This is a genomic window from uncultured Barnesiella sp. (assembly GCF_946496565.1).
In the GTDB taxonomy this organism is placed as follows: domain Bacteria; phylum Bacteroidota; class Bacteroidia; order Bacteroidales; family Barnesiellaceae; genus Barnesiella; species Barnesiella merdigallinarum.
Genome location: NZ_CAMMHD010000022.1, coordinates 24,200 through 42,623, shown reverse-complemented (window position 1 = coordinate 42,623; position 18,424 = coordinate 24,200). Strand labels below are relative to the sequence as shown.

The window sequence follows — 18,424 nt, the reverse complement described above, 5'->3', positions numbered from 1 at the left end:
CCGACGAGCGTAAAAATGCGGCAAGCTAATGTAGCGAATCTGTTGTTATAGCACAATTGACGCCATGCCTGCACCCATACCATCGCCCGAAGAGGTAGCCTCGGCCCGCCGCATCCAGGTGTGGAAGGAGTTCATCCCCCTGCCGCTGCGCTTTCCACTCATCCTCTTCATCATCATCGTCTACATGTTTTCGGGAGGCGTATACATGTCGGCCGTCTCGGAGATGTCGGGCAGCCTGTCGTGGATTACCGAAGACATCATGATGGCCGGCTACGCCTCGATGACGGGACTGACCATGGCCTTTCCGCTGCTGTTCCGCATTCTGTTCCGCTTCCAGCCGCGCAACCTGCTGCTCTTCTCGGCCGGGGTCTTCATCGTGAGCGACTACCTGTGCATGGTCTGCGACTTTCTGCCGCTGGTGGTGCTGCTCTCGTTTGTCAGCGGCTTCTTCAAGATTGTAGGCACCTTTGTCTGCTGGAGCAACGTACAGCTCAAGATTACCCCCAAACGCGACTTTGCCGTCTTCTTCCCCTTCCTCTTCACCTTTGTGCTGGGGAGCGTACAACTGGCCAACATCGTCACGGGGTACAGCCTCTATGCCTTCGACTGACGGGCCATGCACCGCATCACGATAGGCGCCTTCATCGTGGTCTTTGCCCTGGTCTACTTCGGCATGCGGCGCAACTACCGGCAGAGCCCCTATATCCCGTTCAAGGGCATCGACTATCTGGGCGGCATCCTGTGGAGCCTGTGGCTGCTCTGCATCGTCTTCATCTGCGTATACGGCGACCACTACGACTGGCTCGACGGCGAACCCATACGGGTAGCCCTGCTTTTTGCCGTGGTGCTGCTGATACTGTGCATCCAGCGGGCCGCCACCATACGCCACCCCTACATCAGTCTGGGAGCCTTTTCGCAGCACAACATGCTGTTCATCTTTATTCTGTTCGGGTGCATGACCCTGATGTCGGCCACAGCCACCTCGACCCAGAATGTCTTCACCAACTCGATACTGGGGTTCGACGCCCGCCACAATGCCGACCTGAACTGGGGTGTACTCACGGGAATCGCAGTGGGTACCGGCATCTTCTACCTGGCATTGACCCGCTGGAAATGGCGGGTAAAGAGTATCGTGCTTGCCGGCTTCTTCTCGTTTCTGCTCTATCAGGTGATGCTCTATTTCCTCATCGACGCCTCGACCGAGAAGTACATGCTCTACCTGCCGCTGGTATTCAAAGGGGCCGGAGTGAGCCTGGTATACACCTCGCTCACCTATGCACTGACCGGAAGCGTGACCTTCGTGCACTACTTCGAGGCCATGTGTGTCATCGGCTTTATCCGCACCAGCTTCGGGGCTCCGCTCAACTCGGCCATTCTTGCCCGACTGCTCAAATACGCAAGTCTGGAAAACACGGCCACCCTGGGCGGCGAAATCGATGCCATGCACCCCATGGCCCACTCGTTCATAACGCTGTACGGCGAGTTTCAACGGCAGATACTCCTGGTGAGCCTGAAGGAGGTCTACGGCTATGCCGTCATCGTTGCCATCGTCATTCTACTAGCTATTCTGGCTTCGGACTATCGGTGGCTCATCCGCCCCCGACGCATGTGGCGGCTGGCCCAAATCTGGCGGGTCGTTCACCGTCAATCGAAACAGCTCGAGACCACTGGCGAATAAAACGGAAAAACCACTCTTCATCATAAGTAACCCTACACATAGAGGGCGCCCGACTGTGAAGCCGGACGCTCTCGCCTTTTTTTATTGCAGGATTCGATGTATCAATATCCGCCACCCAGGGCATGATAGAGATTGATGACCCCCTGTATTTCGTCGAAGCGGTCGGAGACGGCCGAGAGCTCGGCCTCGAGCAGTGTCTGCCGGGCGGTGAGCACCTCGAGGTAGTTCTGCGAACTGTGCAGCATCAAGAGCTCGGAACTGTGCACGGCCGACTGGAGCGACGCTATCTGCTGCTGGTCTATCACGAGCCGTTGCCGGGCCGTCTGCCATTGCAACAGGGCATTGTTCACTTCGGTACCGGCATCGAGCAACGACTGGCGGAAAGTGAGCAACGCCTCCTGCTGCTGTGCCTTGGCCACTTTCAGGTTGGCCACATTCTGCCCCCGGTTGAAGAGCGGCTGCACCAGCGAACCCACAGCCGTGAAGAGCCATTGCCCAGGGTTGGTGATGACGGCACCGGCCGCATTGGTCCAGCCGGCCGACCCGCTGAGGGTAATCGAGGGGTAGAAGGCGGCATAGGCCTGGTTGGTCACATAGAAGGCGGCAGCCAGGGCAGCCTCGCTCTGACGCACATCGGGGCGCCGCTGCAGCAGTTGCAGGGGCACACCCACCGACAGGGTGTCGGGGAACGACTGGGCATCGAGCGTAGAGCGCTCGATCTGCCGGGGCACATCGCCCAGCAGCGACGAGATGGAGTTTTCCATCTCGGTAATCTGCTGTTGCATCGTCAGCAGCGAGGCATCGACCGCCAGCTTGCTGGCCTCGATTTGGGCCACGGCCATCTCGGTCGTCTGTCCGGCCTCTTTCAAGGCTCGCATCACCCGCAGGTTCTCGGCCCACAGTTCGGCCGTCGAGCGGCTTATCTCGTATTGCTTGTCGAGCATCAACAGGGAGTAATAGCTGTTGGCAATGGTAGCCACCAACTGGGTCTGCACGGCCTGCCGGTAGGCCTCGCTCTGCTCGAGCACCGCTCTGGCTTCGCGCTTGGCGTTGGTGATGCGGCCGAAGAGGTCGATCTCCCAATCGGCCGAGGCGGCCAGGTCGTAGCTTTTGGTAGTGCTACCGCCCTCGACGCTGCGGAGGGTCCCCTGCGGGGTAAGCGATACCGATGGCAGGTAGGCCAACTTCGAAGCGGTGAGCAGCGCCTGCGCCTCTTCCACCTTGAGGCGGGCGATGTTCAGGTCGGTATTATTGGCGATGCCGCTGTCGATGAGATTCTGCAGCAGAGGGTCGGTAAAGAGCTCCCTCCACGAGAGGTCGGCAATCGAGGCGGAATCGGCCGAGGCGGTCGAGCGCAGGTAGAGGCTGTCGGTCTCGGCAATCGCGGGACGTTCGTACGTCCGATATTGACAACCGGCCAGGCCGGTCAACAGAAACAAACCTATAAATATCTTTTTCATATCGAATGGTGATTCAGGAAGTCGTATCATTTCTTTTCTTCTATCTTGGGCAACTTACGCTCGGGCATGAGCTTCTCCTGCAGGGTTTGGAACACGATGAAGAGCACCGGCACGATAAAGAGCAGGGCTATCGTACCGATGAGCATACCGCCCACGGTACCCACGCCAATCGAGATGTTGCCGTTGGCCCCTACGCCCGAAGCGAACATCATGGGCAACATACCGAATATCATGGTGAGCGAGGTCATCAGGATAGGACGCAACCGCACCTGAGCCGCCGAGATGACTGCCTGCGAGATGGTCATGCCGTGACGGCGACGCTCCGAGGCATACTCGGTCAAGAGGATGGCCGTCTTCGACAACAAACCGATGAGCATGATCAGACCCGTCTGCAGATAGATGTTGTTTTCGAGCCCGAACATCTTGGCAAAGAGGAAACTGCCGGCCAAACCGAAGGGTACCGAAAGAATCACCGCCAGCGGGATGAAGAGGCTCTCGTAGAGGGCACACAGAATGAGGTAGATAAAGACCACGCAGATGACAAAGACCAGCGTCGTGGTATTGCCCGTGCTGGACTCCTCGCGCGACATGCCGCCGAACTCGAAGCCATAGCCCGTAGGCAACGTCTGGGCAGCTACCTCCTTCACCGCCTGGATGGCCTGGCCCGAGCTGTAGCCCGTGGCCGGTGCGCCGTTCACCTGAATGGCCGAGAAGAGGTTGAAACGGGTCAACACCTCGGAGCCGTAGATACGGGTGAGTTTCAGGTATTGGGCGATGGGGCTCATCTCGCCCGCATCGTTGCGTACGAAGATGTTGTTGAGCGCCTCGGTGTCGAGCCGGTATTGGGGCGGAGCCTGCACCATCACGCGGTAGAGCTTGGAGAATCGGTTCATGTTCGACGCATAGTTACCGCCGATGTAGCCCGAGAGGGTGCTGAGCACGTCGGTGGGCGACACGCCGTTGCGCTTGCACAGCGCGGCATCGACCTCGACGAGGTATTGCGGGAACTTGGTATCGAACGAGGTGGTGGCCCGTCCGATTTCGGGCCGCTTGTTGAGCTCGGTAAGGAAGTTGCGGGTGTACTTCAGCAAGTCCTCAATCGTGCCGCCCTTCTGGTCCTGCACATAGACCTCGAAACCGCTGCTCACGCCATAACCCGGAATCATGGGTCGGGTGAAGGCCATGATGTCGGCACTCGAGATGAAGGCCGTGCGGCGCTGTATCTCCTCGATGATGGCATCGACGGCATCCTCTTTCCGGGGACGTTCGCTCCAGTCCTTCAACCGGATGGTGAACATACCGTTGCAGGCACCCTGCCCGCTCAGCATCGAGTTACCGGTAATATTCGAGAGCACCTCGATTTGCGGAATCGTGCGCAGGCAGCTATCGACCTGCTCGATGACCTTGCGGGTCTCGTATATGCTGTTACCCGGTGAAGTACGTATGTCGACAAAGACGGTACCCATATCTTCGTTGGGCACCAGACCGGTCTTGGTGGTCTTGAGCAACACAAAGAAACCCACGCAGGCAATCACCAGCAGCACGCCGGCCAGCCATTTGCGCTTGATCATAAAGAATACGCCCCCTTTATACTTCATCACCAGCCGGTGGAAAGCCGTGTCGAAGGCCATGTGGAAGCGCGACGAGAAGCTGAGCTTCTTGCCGTCGGCCCCGGTCTGGTGGGGTGTCATAATGAGGGCACACAGAGCCGGGCTCAAGGTCAGGGCGTTGAGCAGCGAGATGGCCACGGCCGCCGCCATCGTGAGACCGAACTGCGTATAGAAGGTACCCGTGGTACCGCCGATAAAGCTCACGGGGATGAACACGGCCATGAAGACAAAGGTGGTAGTGACCAGAGCCGAGGTGATGCCGTCCATGGCGTCGATGGTGGCCAGGTAGGCCGACTTGTACCCCTCGTCGAACTTCGCCTGCACCGCCTCGACCACCACTATCGCATCGTCGACCACCGTACCGATAACCAGCACGAGGGCAAACAGCGTAAGCATGTTGAGACTGAAGCCTACCAGATAAAGGAAGGCAAAGGTTCCCACCAGCGACACGATAATCGAAACCGTGGGAATAAAGGTGGAGCGGAAGCTCTGCAGGAAGATATAGACCACCAGCACCACCAGCAGGATGGCCTCGATGAGGGTCTTGACCACGCTCTTGATCGAGGCGTCGAGGAAGTCCTTGGTACTCATCAGGTCGACAATCTTGATACCCTTGGGCAGGGTCTTGGAAATCTCGGCCAACGAGCGGTCTATCTCCTCGATAATCTCGTTGGCGTTCGAGCCCGAGGTTTGCGAAATCATGATGATACAGCCCGGGTGACCGTTCACCTCGCCGATGTAGTCGTAGGAACGGGTACCCAGCTCGATGGTGGCCACATCCTTCAGGCGCAATACCTCGCCACCGGGAAGCGACTTGATGACCATGTTCTCATAGTCGACCTCGTTTTCGTAACGGCCCCGGTATTTGAGCACATACTGGAAAGTGTTCTCGGCCTCGGCTCCCAACGTACCGGTAGCGGCCTCGATGTTCTGCTCGTCGAGCACGCCGGTAATGTCGGAGGGAACGAGTCCGTACTTCTTCATCTTGCTCGGGTCGAGCCAGATGCGCATGGCATACTCGTAACCGAACACATTCACCTCGCCCACGCCGGCAATACGCGACAGGCGAGGCTCGATGTTGATTTTCATATAGTTGGCCAGGAAAGCCTGGTCGAACGAATCGTCGGGACTGTAGACGGCCAGCTGCTTGATGTTACTCGTCTGGCGCTTGCGCACGTTCACACCGCTGCGGGTTACCTCGGCCGGCAGCAAACCCTGTGCCGAAGCCAGCCGGTTCTGCACGTTCACGGTAGCCATATCGGGGTCGGTACCTTGACGGAAGTAGACCGTGATACGGGCCGAGCCGTTGTTGGACGAGGTAGAGGTCATGTAGGTCATGTTCTCCACACCGTTGAGGGCCTCCTCGAGAGGCACCACCACACTCTTCTGCACCGTCTCGGCATTGGCTCCGGTATAGGAGGCCGATACGCTCACCGTAGGCGGAGCAATCTCGGGAAACTGCTCGATAGGCAATTGAGTCAAACCGATAATTCCCAGGATAAGAATCAATACCGAGATAACCCCGGCAAAGATGGGACGGTCGATAAAGGTTCTTATCTTCATAAGGCACTATCGTTTGGCTGGGTTGTAGACTGTTCTATATCGATGGCGATACCCTCGTGCAGCAGACCGGCACCCTCGGCCACGATTACGTCGCCTACCGTCAGGCCCGAGAGTACGATGTAGTTCTGCCCGTCGTCGTATTTATAGACGGTGATGGGTGCCGACTGGGTTTTGCCGTCGACCACCTTCCACACGAAGATGCGGTTCTGCAACTCGTAGGTGGCTGTCTTGGGTATCACAAGGCTGTTCTTGTAGACGGTAGGAATCTCTACCGAACCGCTGCCGCCGTTGCGCAACAGCCCGTCGGGGTTGGCAAAGGCAGCCCGCAGGCTTACGGCACCCGTGCCCTCATCGACCGTACCGCTGATGGCGTCGATTTTTCCCGGCAAGGCATAGGTGCTGCCGTTGCTCATGAGCAGTTTCACCTCGGGCATCTGTTCCTTGGCCTTCTGCAGCGAACCATACTGTTGAATGAGGTCGAGTATCTGACTCTCGGTCATGGAGAAGTAGGCATAGACCTCGGCATCGTCCGAGACGGTAACCAGCGGCTCGGTAATGGAGCTGCTGACCAACGCCCCCACCCGGTAGGGAATCATACTGGCCACGCCGTCGACGGGGCTCTTCACCTCGGTATAGGAGAGGTTGTTGCGGGCATTTATCTCTTGCGCCTTGGCCTGAGCCAAAGAGGCCTTGGCTTCGGCCAACGTGTTTTGGGCGGTTTGCAAATCGAACTCCGAGACTACCCGCTCCTTGTAAAGCGCCTCCTTGCTCTCGGCCGAGAGCTGGGCCGTAGCCAGTTGGGCTTCGGCGCTGCGCACGTTGGCTACCGCTGTCTCGAGGGCTGCCTTGTAGGGCACCTGGTCGATGATAAAGAGGGTCTGCCCCTTGCGCACGACATCGCCCTCGTCGATGCGAATCTCGGTAATGATGCCGCTCACCTGCGGCCGTACCTCTACGAACTGACGGCCGCGGAGGGTTGCCGTGTAGTCCGATGTCAATGTCTGATTCTTAGGCTCTACGGTCAGTAGCTTGTACTTTGCACCCTCGCTCGATTTCTGCTCCTTGCAAGCCACAAGCAAAGGCAAGACTGCCATAGCCAGAATGATAATCTTTTTCATTGTTGCTGTTTTATGTGATAAATACTAAATAATGCGTATGGAATAGAAAATACCTATCTTAAACCAATTCTCAAATTTATAAACTATCTCACAATATCGGAACATTTATTGATAAACGGCAAAAAAGTGATGCCTAACGGCACGGCAGATTCTTAAAAATAAACTACCTTTGTGATAACGCGAGGGGCCGCCTTCGCACCACGCAAATACCAGAGCCATGACCAACTACACACGCATCAGCATCTATATCGACTTGATTTTCAGCTTCATAATCTTGCCGCTCCTCATCATGCTGGTACCGGTAGAGAAGTGGATTATTCACCACACCTACTTCATGCTCCTGCTCATTGTCTACGTCTATCTGCTCTATTTCACCTACCGCAAGGTGAATATACCGGGGCTCATCATGCAGCGGCAGTTCAGGCTCGTCGTGCTGCTCATGGTGGTCCTCATCTTTATCACCTGGGCCATCAGCCAGATACCTATCCCGAAAGACGACTTCATCGAGTCGCCTCGCGACTGGGGCATACGCCAGCACATCCGGAGCCTGAGCGTGTGGTTTTTCTTTTTCGTAGTCACGGGGTTCAGCCTGGCCATCGAGCTGATGTTCGAACTCTTCAAGCAGATACTCTCGAAGCAGGAAATCGAAGCCGAGAAGAACAAGGCCGAGCTGGCGCTCTACAAGGCACAGATCAACCCGCACTTCCTCTTCAACACGCTCAATGCCCTCTACGGGCTGGTGCTCACCAAGTCGGACAAGACGGAGTCGGCCTTTATCCAGTTCTCCGACATCCTCAAGTACATGTACACCCAGACTACACTCGACACCATACCCATCTGCAACGAAATCGAATACATCAGGCAGTATGTCGACCTGCAGTCGCTGCGCCTCAACCGCCATACCCACATCGACTTCCACACCGAGACCGACGACGAGCAGGCCCAGATACCGCCCATGATTCTCATCACCTTTGTCGAAAATGCCTTCAAGTACGGCACCTCGTCCGATGTCGACTGCACCATCTATATCCAGATTGCCGTGAAGGAGGGGGTGTTGCACTTCGAGACCGAAAACACCATTATGAAGGAGAAGAAGGAGCCGACCCCGGCCATCGGCATCGAGAACTGCCGCAAACGGCTGGAGCTGCTCTACCCCGGCCGCTTCTCGCTCACGACCGGCCGGGAAGGCAACCAGTTTAAAACCCGACTGACTATTCAACTACAATGAAAAAAGCCACCTGCATAGCCATCGACGACGAGCCTCTGGCTCTGCTCGTCATCACCCAGTTCTGCGAACGATTCGGCGGGCTGGAGCTGACCACCTTCAGCGAACCCCTCGTGGGGCTCGAGGAGATACGCCGCCGCAAGCCCGACCTGGTGTTTCTCGACATCGAGATGAACAGCATCAGCGGCCTCGACATAGCCCGCGACCTGCCCGAGGAGTGCTGTTTCATCTTCACCACGGCTCACGCCCAGTATGCCCTCAACGGCTTCGAGCTCGACGCCGTCGACTTCCTGCACAAGCCCTTTGCCTACGAGCGGTTCGAGAAGGCGGTCGAGAAGGCCATCCGCCGCATCGAGACCGAGCGCGACCGCACCCCCGACAGCATCGTGGTCAAGCAGGAATACAACAACGTGACCATCCCCACCAACGATATTCTCTATATCGAAGCGATGGAAAACTACACCAAGATTTTCCGCGAGAGCGGCGGCTACATCCTGTCGCGCACCAACATGAAGGCCCTTCAGGAGATTCTGCCCGAGGAGAGTTTCCTGCGCATACACCGCTCTTACATCGTACCGATAGACCGCGTGGAGATGTTTTCCAAAAAGAAAATCAAGCTCGCCGGGCAAGAGACACTGCTGCCCGTGGGCCGGCAGTTTGCCAACCACATCTACGACCTACTCATTGCCCGCAACTCGGGGGGCAGCCGGACCAATCTGTGACGGTTCCCTGCCCGGGTTCACCAACGACCGCCGGTGCCTCTTCGTCCCCCCTACTCGATTTTATCCGACGAAGTCTCCCCTCGCTCTGTTTTCTTTGGACAAAAACATTATCTTTGTGACCATAAACAACAAATTACCCGCAATGAAACACACCTGCATCACCGCTGCTTTACTGGGGCTGCTGCTCATGGGCTGCCAGTCGAGCAAAACCCAGTATTACGAAAAGCATCTCGTATTTCCCGAAGGAGCCACCCTCGAACAGAAAGTCGACATGGCCTCGCGCCTGACCCCGTCGCCCCAGCAGCTGCAATGGCAGCAACTGGAGCTGACCGCCTTCCTGCACTTCGGCATCAACACCTTCACCAACAAGGAGTGGGGCGACGGACAGGAAGACCCCCGCCTCTTCAACCCCACCCAGCTCGACGCCGAGCAATGGGCCCGCACGCTCAAGGAGGCGGGCTTCAAGATGGTCATCCTCACGGCCAAGCATCACGACGGATTCTGCCTGTGGCCCACGGCAACCACGCGCCACTCGGTAGCCTCGTCGCCCTGGAAAGAGGGTAAAGGCGATGTGGTGAAAGAGCTGAAGGAGGCTTGCGACAAATACGGTCTGAAGTTCGGTGTATACCTCTCGCCCTGGGACCGCAATGCCGAGTGCTACGGCGACTCGCCCCGCTACAACCAGCTGTTCATCCAACAGCTCACCGAGCTGCTCACCCACTACGGCGAGATTCACGAAGTGTGGTTCGACGGTGCTTGCGGCGAAGGCCCCAACGGCAAGAAACAGGTCTACGACTGGGATGCCTTCTACAAGACCATACAACGGTTGCAACCCAACGCCGTGATGGCCATCATGGGCGACGACGTGCGGTGGGTAGGCAACGAGAAGGGATTCGGCCGGGAGACCGAGTGGAGCGCCACGGCTCTCGTGCCGGGCATCTACCAGCGGGCCGACAGCGTGAACCAGGCTCTGGGACTGGCCAATAAGAGCGAAGACCTGGGCAGCCGCGAGCTGCTGGCCCGGGCCAACGAGCTATTCTGGTACCCGTCGGAGGTCGACGTCTCCATCCGTCCGGGGTGGTTCTATCACCCGGCCGAGGACAATCAGGTGAAATCGCTCGCCCGCCTCGTCGACATCTATTTCGAGTCGGTGGGCTACAACTCGGTGCTGTTGCTCAACATCCCGCCTGACACCCGGGGACTCATCCACGAGAACGATGCCCGGCGGCTGCATGAACTGGGGCAGTACATCCAACGCACCTTCGCTACCGACTACAGCCTCGCCGGCAACCGCACGTTTACCGGCCGGGAGGGCGACTCGTTCGAAATCGAGATACAGGACAACGTCCCCGTCAATACCCTGATGCTGCAAGAGGACATCGAGCAGGGGCAACGCATCGAAGCCTTCACCGTAGAGGCCTCGATCGACGGCACCTGGCTCCCGATTGCCCAGGGTACCACCGTGGGCTACAAACGACTCGTGCGGTTCGACAACCTCGTGGCCGACAAACTGCGGGTGACCATCGACCGCTCGAGAGCCGACTTCTCAATCGCCCGCGTGGGTCTCTACTACGCGCAACCCATCATCGAAACCACCGACACCGAGGGGTTGAACCTCATCGCCCCCAAGAGCTGCCGGTTGGGCAACCAGCCCGCCCCCCAGGCCATCGACGGTAACAGCACTACCACCGCCCGTGGCGAGGGCCTCGTGCCCATCGTCGTCGACCTGGGCGAACCCAAGGCGATAACAGGATTCTGCTACACCCCCGTAGCCGAAGGCAACACCGAGGGAACCCTGTTCCGCTACCACCTCTACCGCAGTAACGACGGCCAGACGTGGGAGCGCATTGTCGCAAACGGCGAGTTCAGCAACATCAAGAACAACCCCATCCCCCAGGTAGTCGCGCTGGAGAATATCCCCCAAACCCGATACCTGAAACTCGAGCCCCTCGAAGAGATCGACGGCCGAGCCCAGACCTCGGTAGCCGAGCTGGGCGTCGTGGCTCCCTGACCTCCCGACCCATCCATACATCCAACGCATACCGCAGCACCCGCTCACACCCCGTGAGACCGGGTGCTGCCGCTTTAAATGGCCCGCTCCAAGACTATTAAAAATGTTACATTCACTATCAACGAGGTTTCGTGCAACATTTTTAGGAGCTTTCGCAACATTTGTTCTATGTACCGGCGTGAACCATTTTCTATTTTTGCTCTCGCTAAGCCAAAAACAAGAACTTAACACAAATTTTATTTTTACGCTACCATGAAAAAAGGTATTGTAAATCAAATTCTACTAAAAGCAGGCACAGCCCTGTTGCTCGTGACCCTGACTTGTGGAAGCGCAATGGCACAAGAACAAGAAAAAGGAGATGCCAACCAGAGCGAAAATGCTTCTACCTCTAAAGAGGAGGGCAACCGCAATGTGATGCTCAACGCAGCCAGCGCCAACGGGCCCCGCGAAATACAAATAGGTTTACCCTCGGCCGATGTCAACGTGCTCGAAAACGGCATGCTCGTGACCTACGCCACCAATCCCCACTCCGTCAACTCGCTGTGGCGTGCCGACGCCAGCCTCAGCCATGTGGGACTTCTCAAAATCTCGGAGACGGCCATCACGACCGGTAACATCGGTTATGCCGTCAACTCCTTCTCGCAACTGGGCGAAAAGGGATTCCACGGCACGCTCAACTACAAGAGCAACCACTTCGGCATGCAGGAGTTCTCGCTCAACGTCAACGGCGGCATTGGCAAAGACTGGTACTACAGCGGCAGCATCTACCAGGATTTCGACCCGGGAACCTTCAAAATCAAATCGACTCCTTTCCAGGACCGTACCCAAATCTACAAGGTAGCCCTCACCAAGAAGTACAATGACAACCGGGGCGAACTGACCGCCATCTACCACTACAGCAACAGCCACCCGGTTTACAACTATGCCACGCAATCGGCCCCCTTCATCTATGTAGGCGACGGTAGCGTGCGCGAGTTCGGCGACTTTGCCCTGGGTACCACCTCCTACCTGCCTGTCGACAACGAGATGGTATATCGCGACATGCGCACCGGCGAGGTTAAGAAGACCAACCTCTACGACGCCACCCAAAACCTGGGAAGCATGGTTACGCTGATGAACAACTACACGTGGGACAACGGACTCAACTGGAAAGCCATCGTCAAGTACGACCACTCGACCGGTTCGTGTGTGTACCAGACGCCCATGTCGCTCGACCAGAACGAAGCCGGCATCAACTACCAGTACGAAGCGGCCGACGGCAGCCTGCAACCCTACACCGGCGACTATGTGCAGAGCCGTATGTCGTGCCTCAACCGCGGTTTCATCAACTCGCTGATGTTTACCAGCGAACTCTCTCGCCAAACGGCCAACAGCACGTGGAGGCTGGGTGTGAACGAGTGGTACTACCACATCGACTATACCTCGTCGACCACCATGTATGACCAGTCGGTACCCATGGACGGCAGCTATCCCGTGCGCCTCTTCAACTCCGACTTTGCCACATACGCCGACCGTGCCTATGCCGGTAACGGATACTACTACGACTTCAACAAAAACGCCTCAGAGTATTACAAGGGATATGAAAACAAAGTAGCGCTCTACTTCACGCACGACTGGGACATCTTCGACCGGTTGAACCTCTACTACGGTGCCCGTCTCGAATACCAGGCCCTGCGAGGTGAAAACGCAGCCGTAAAGAATGCTGCCGGTGAATATGTGGGACGTTTTGCCAACTACTATCTGGGAGCTACCGATCCCAAAAGCGGGACTTTGATTGCCCCCACCAATATCGACCACGACTGGTTCAACTATGCCCTCACCGCCGCTGTCACCTACAAACTGAACAAGCAGTTCGGATTCACGGGCGACTTCACCTACATCACCCAGCACCCCAAAATCGAGAACTTCGCTCCGGCCACGCTCCCCAACGTGGGTGAGATTTCGGTACCGCTGGGCCGCGCCGGTATCTACTACAACAACAGCTGGTTGAGCCTGACTTCGCTCTTCTCCTACATCTCGAAGACCAACAACAACTCGACACTGAACCTGCAGCACAAAATGGCGAACGGAATTCTCGACATAAAAGCTGCACCGCTCAACTTCGACATACAGACGCTGGGCTGGACCACCGACGTGGTAACCACACCGTTCAAGGGTTTCGACCTGCACTTCCTCTTTACCTACCAGCAACCTACCTACAAGAAGTACGAGACTTCGGTCACCTTCGACGACGGTTACGTAGGTAAAATCAACGCCACGGGCAACATCGTAGCCGAGATTCCGCAAATCATCATCGAGATCGACCCCAGCTACATGATTACCGACTACCTGAAGATCTGGACCAGCTTCCGCTACTTCAGCAAGACCTACGCCAACATCAACGACGCCTACTACTTCAATGGCCGCTGGGAGACCTTCGGCGGAGTAAACTGGCAGGTAAACAAGAAGCTGGCTCTGGGTTGCACCGTAGTCAACTTCCTCAACCAAACGGGAGCCAAGGGTAGTATCGCCGGTGCCGAGCTCATCGAGAAAGAGGATGCCGGGCAATATGCCGGACACGTCATGGCCGGCAGCTACATACGGCCGTTCACCGTAGAGTTTACCGCCAGTCTCAAATTCTGATACAGATTCTTCTATACATGATAAAATCATAGGTGTTTATTTTCCGGGACAGAAAGATTCAATCCAAGGACAGCAGTAGAGACAAAGAGGCGTTTCGGCGAGGCTCAGGTTACAAGCCTCGCCGAGACCCCAACCCGGAACAAGGCGAGCCCACTCTGCTCGGGCTCTGAAAAAATAGGGAGAGGTAAAAAAATTGTTTTAGGTTATTATTTACAAGTACGATTTTTCAAACATTCAATAAATAAAAACGACCATGAAAATAGATTTCAGACATTCGACAAAAGTGCTGGCAACAGCAGCCGCAGTGGCCGCTCTCGCAGCTTGCCAACCGCAAAAAGGCAGTATCAGTCTCGAACACCAGGGCGATACGCTCACCATCGTTCACATCACCAATCCCTCGAAATACCTGATTCTCCCCATCCAGGAGTCTCGTCCCGAAGGTAAAGTGAAACTCGACACCGGCAGTCCTGCCGATGTAACCATGGACATCCGTCTGGCCGTAGACAGCGTAGACTACTATGTGCCTTTCGCCTTGCCCGAGGGTACCAAAGAGGCTACCGTAACCATAGGACAGGTTGCCGCCAACGCCATGTGCTGGGACAGCCTGCGTCTGGCCGACACGTTCGACACGACCAACACCGACTACTACCGCCCCGTCTATCACCACACCCCGCTCTATGGCTGGATGAACGATGCCAACGGTCTGGTATACAAAGACGGTGAGTATCACCTCTATTTCCAATACAACCCCTACGGTTCCAAATGGGGCAACATGCACTGGGGCCACTCGGTGAGCAAAGACCTCATCCACTGGGAACACCTGGCACCGGCTATCGCCCGCGATACGCTGGGTCACATCTTCTCGGGCAGCTCGGTAGTCGACCACTTCAACAGCGCCGGCTATGGCAAAGATGCTCTGATTGCCTTCTATACCTCGGCCAGCGACAAGTACGGTCAGATTCAGTGCATGGCTTACAGCACCGACAACGGCCGCACCTACACCAAATACGAGGGTAACCCCATCCTCACGCCGTTCGACGGACTGAAAGACTTCCGCGACCCGAAAGTATTCTGGTACGAACCGGCTCAGAAATGGTACATGATTGTATCGGCCGACAAGAACATGCGCTTCTACAACTCGACCGACCTGAAACACTGGGAATACCTGAGCCAGTTTGGCGAAGGCTACGGCGTACAGCCCAACCAGTTCGAATGCCCCGACTTCATCCAACTGCCTGTCGACGGCGACAAGAACCACATGAAATGGGTGATGATTGTCAACATCAACCCGGGTTGCCCCTTCGGCGGTAGCGCTACCGAATATTTCGTAGGCGAGTTTGACGGCAAAGAGTTCAAATGCGACAACGACAAGAGCGTGACCAAATGGCTCGACTTCGGTAAAGACCACTATGCTACCGTATGTTTCTCCAACACGGGCGACCGCACCATTGCCGTGCCCTGGATGAGCAACTGGCAATATGCCAACGCTACCCCCAACCTCCAGTACCGCAGCGCCAACGCCCTGCCCCGTGAGCTCTCGCTCTACACCAAGGACGGCGAAATCTACATGGCTGCCAATGCCGTGAAAGAGACCCAAGGCTTGCGCAAAGGTACCACGACCATCGCCGACATCGACCTGAAGGACGAGTATACCGTAAACCCGATGAAGACCGGACCCGAAGGTGCCTGCGAACTGGAGATGGACATCACGCCGAATAACGCCGACACCGTAGGCTTCGCTCTCCTCAACGACAAGGGCGAAAAGGTAGACATCTACCTCGACCTGAAGGGCGGCCGCATCGTCATGGACCGTACACAAAGCGGTATCACCGACCTGAGCCGCTACGGCGAAGTGACCGTACACGCCAAGGAGACCGACGACCACCGCAAGAAACTGTCGGTAAACTACGTGAACGACTTTGCGCTGGGTACCTGGGCACCCCTCTCGCTGTGCAACGGCAAGACTTACCACCTCGATGTATTCGTAGACAAATGCTCGATCGAGATTTTCGTAGACGGTGGCCGCATTGCCATGACCAACCTCGTGTTCCCCACGGCTCCTTACAGTGCACTGCGTTTCTATTCCAAGGATGGTGAAGCCCAAATCAAAAATTTGAATATATACCAACTGAGTCTGTAATTCCTATCACTCGTATTCCATGAAACACAATCTGGTTTTAGCAGCAGTTTCGTTACTTGCCATAACGACACTGAATGCCAGTGATATGAAACAGATACGCATCTCGACCGACCGCACCGACCTCGTGCTGCAAGTAGCCGAGAACGGGCGCCTCTACCAGAGCTACTTCGGCGAAAAGCTGCTCAACGAGGCCGACCTGAAGGAGCTGGGGTGGAGCGTACACCCGGCATCGGACGGCAGTGTATGCCGCCGCGGATGGGAGGTATGCAGCGGCTCGGGTAACGAAGATTTCTTCGAACCGGCCCTGGCCATCACCCACAACGACGGCAATCCCTCGACGTGGCTCTACTACGTCTCTTCCTCGACCCATGCGGTCGAGGGGGGCGTGCAGACCGACATCGTGCTGCGCGACGACAAGTATCCCGTAGAAGTGACCCTGCACTATGTGGCTTACCCCCGCGAGAATGTCATCAAGACCTGGAGCGACATACGTCATGAGGAGAAGAATCCCATCGTGCTCTCGACCTATGCCTCGACCATGCTCTACTTCAGCCGACCGGCCTACTACCTGACCGAGTTCAGCGGCGATTGGGCCAAAGAGGCGCAGATGAGCTGCCAGCCCCTGCAATTCGGCAAGAAGGTGCTCGACACCAAGCTGGGCAGCCGGGCCGCCATGCACACCCACCCCTTCTTTGTCGTCGGGCTCGACCAGCCTGCACAGGAGCGTCAAGGCGAGGTGCTCATGGGTACGCTGGCCTGGACGGGAAACTTCCGCTTCACCTTCGAGGTGGACAACGTGGGCAACCTGCGCGTGATTCCCGGCATCAACCCTTACGCCTCGGCCTATAAGCTCAAGCGCAACGAGACCTTCACGACGCCCGAGTTCATCTTCACCCTCAGCACCGAGGGCATGGGGCAAGGCAGCCGCGACCTGCAGGCCTGGGCCCGCAACTACCAGTTGAAAGAGGGCAAGGGGCCGCGCCTCACACTGCTCAACAACTGGGAAAACACGGCCTTCGACTTCGACCAGGAGATGCTGGCCGAGCTGATGCGCGAGGCCAAAGAGCTGGGCGTGGACATGTTCCTGCTCGACGACGGGTGGTTCGGCAACAAATATCCCCGCGAGAACGACCGCGCCGGACTGGGCGACTGGGAGGTGACTCACGACAAACTGCCCGGCGGTATCCCCGCCCTCACAAAGGCAGCCCGCGAGGCGGGTGTGAAATTCGGCCTGTGGATCGAGCCCGAGATGGTGAACCCCAAGAGCGAGCTCTTCGAGCGTCACCCCGAGTGGGCCATCCACTACCCCAACCGCGAAACCTACTACTACCGCAACCAGCTGGTGCTCGACATGAGCAACCCCGCCGTGCAGGAGTATGTATATGGCATCGTCGACAACCTGCTGAAGGAGAACCCCGACATCGCCTACTTCAAGTGGGACTGCAACAGCCCCATCACCAACATCTACTCGCCCTACCTCAAGGCCGACCAGGGACAACTCTACATCGACCATGTGCGGGGCATATACCGGGTGATGCAACGGGTGCACGACAACTACCCGCAGGTGGCCATGATGCTCTGCTCGGGCGGCGGTGCCCGCTGCGACTACGAGGCGTTGAAATACTTTACCGAATTTTGGTGCAGCGACAACACCGACCCCGTGGAACGTGTTTATATTCAGTGGGGCTTCTCGCACTTCTTCCCGGCCAAGGCCATGTGTGCCCACGTGACGAGCTGGAACAAAGAGGCGTCGATCAAGTTCCGCACCGATGTGGCGTCGATGTGCAAGTTGGGTTTCGACCTGGGGTTGAAGGAGTTGAGTGCCGACGAACTGCTCTACTGCCAGGAGGCTGTGGCCAACTGGAAACGGTTGCAACCGGTTATTCTCGACGGCAGTCAGTATCGCCTGGTTTCGCCCTACGAGAGCAACCACATGGCCGTGAACTATGTCGGGGCCGACAGCCTCAAGGCGGTGCTCTTTGCCTATGACCTCTACCCGCGCTACCAGGAGAAGCTGCTCCCCGTGAAGCTGCAGGGCCTCGACCCGCACAAGCGCTACAAGGTCGAAGAGATAAACCTCATGCCCGGTGTAGAGTCTACCCTGCCGGCCAACGGCAAAGAGCTCTCGGGCGACTATCTGATGAAGGTAGGCCTCGACGTGCTGGGTTTCACCCCCATGCGAAGCCATGTAATAGAAATTACCGCGATAGATTGATAGAAGCAAGAGGGGACGAGAGAGGTGACCGCTCTGTGTGGCGGCCCTTCTCTCTCCCTC

11 protein-coding genes are annotated in these 18,424 nt (G+C 57.0%); 8 read left to right on the top strand and 3 right to left on the bottom strand.

The window, feature by feature from the left end:
• Positions 1–64: 64 nt before the first annotated feature.
• Both Q1K76_RS10940 and Q1K76_RS10935 read left to right on the top strand, forming a co-directional pair.
• Positions 65–610: a hypothetical protein gene (locus Q1K76_RS10940; RefSeq protein WP_300133316.1), complete on the top strand. Its 546-nt coding sequence runs from the start codon at positions 65–67 to the stop codon at positions 608–610.
• A 6-nt stretch (positions 611–616) separates the two neighbouring features.
• Complete coding sequence (locus tag Q1K76_RS10935) at positions 617–1,678, top strand: hypothetical protein (protein WP_300133314.1); 1,062 nt, start codon at positions 617–619, stop codon at positions 1,676–1,678.
• 101 nt (positions 1,679–1,779) lie between these two features.
• Here Q1K76_RS10935 and Q1K76_RS10930 read toward each other — a convergent pair whose 3' ends face one another.
• From Q1K76_RS10930 to Q1K76_RS10920, 3 genes are read right to left on the bottom strand one after another with little or no spacing between them, the layout of a single operon-like run.
• Complete coding sequence (locus Q1K76_RS10930; protein ID WP_087409441.1) at positions 1,780–3,138, bottom strand: TolC family protein; 1,359 nt, start codon at positions 3,136–3,138, stop codon at positions 1,780–1,782.
• Positions 3,139–3,164: 26 nt separating this feature from the next.
• Positions 3,165–6,311 carry an efflux RND transporter permease subunit gene (locus Q1K76_RS10925; protein WP_300133311.1) on the bottom strand — a complete coding sequence of 1,049 codons (3,147 nt, stop codon included), beginning with the start codon at positions 6,309–6,311 and terminating at the stop codon, positions 3,165–3,167.
• Entirely contained in the window at positions 6,308–7,429 is a 1,122-nt protein-coding gene (locus Q1K76_RS10920; protein ID WP_300133308.1) for an efflux RND transporter periplasmic adaptor subunit, read from the bottom strand. The genes Q1K76_RS10925 and Q1K76_RS10920 overlap by 4 nt, the downstream gene beginning before the upstream one ends.
• A 217-nt stretch (positions 7,430–7,646) precedes the next feature.
• Between Q1K76_RS10920 and Q1K76_RS10915 the strand changes: the two genes are divergently transcribed.
• The 6 genes from Q1K76_RS10915 to Q1K76_RS10890 all read left to right on the top strand — a co-directional run bounded on the left by Q1K76_RS10915 (position 7,647) and on the right by Q1K76_RS10890 (position 18,364).
• The gene (locus tag Q1K76_RS10915) at positions 7,647–8,657 is read left to right on the top strand and encodes a histidine kinase (RefSeq protein ID WP_087409444.1); all 1,011 of its coding nucleotides are present in this window, start codon (positions 7,647–7,649) and stop codon (positions 8,655–8,657) included.
• Positions 8,654–9,376, top strand: coding sequence for a LytTR family DNA-binding domain-containing protein (locus Q1K76_RS10910; protein ID WP_087409445.1), 723 nt, complete (start codon positions 8,654–8,656; stop codon positions 9,374–9,376). The genes Q1K76_RS10915 and Q1K76_RS10910 overlap by 4 nt, the downstream gene beginning before the upstream one ends.
• 142 nt (positions 9,377–9,518) lie before the next feature.
• On the top strand, positions 9,519–11,387 hold the full coding sequence (locus tag Q1K76_RS10905; RefSeq protein WP_300133304.1) for an alpha-L-fucosidase: 1,869 nt from the start codon (positions 9,519–9,521) through the stop codon (positions 11,385–11,387).
• A gap of 333 nt (positions 11,388–11,720) precedes the next feature.
• Positions 11,721–14,009, top strand: coding sequence for a TonB-dependent receptor (locus Q1K76_RS10900; RefSeq protein ID WP_300133301.1), 2,289 nt, complete (start codon positions 11,721–11,723; stop codon positions 14,007–14,009).
• Between the two features lie 253 nt (positions 14,010–14,262).
• A complete protein-coding gene (locus Q1K76_RS10895) occupies positions 14,263–16,149 on the top strand; it encodes a DUF4980 domain-containing protein (protein WP_087409447.1) in 1,887 nt (628 codons plus the stop codon).
• Positions 16,150–16,168: 19 nt separating this feature from the next.
• The gene (locus Q1K76_RS10890) at positions 16,169–18,364 is read left to right on the top strand and encodes an alpha-galactosidase (RefSeq protein ID WP_300133299.1); all 2,196 of its coding nucleotides are present in this window, start codon (positions 16,169–16,171) and stop codon (positions 18,362–18,364) included.
• Positions 18,365–18,424 lie beyond the last annotated feature (60 nt).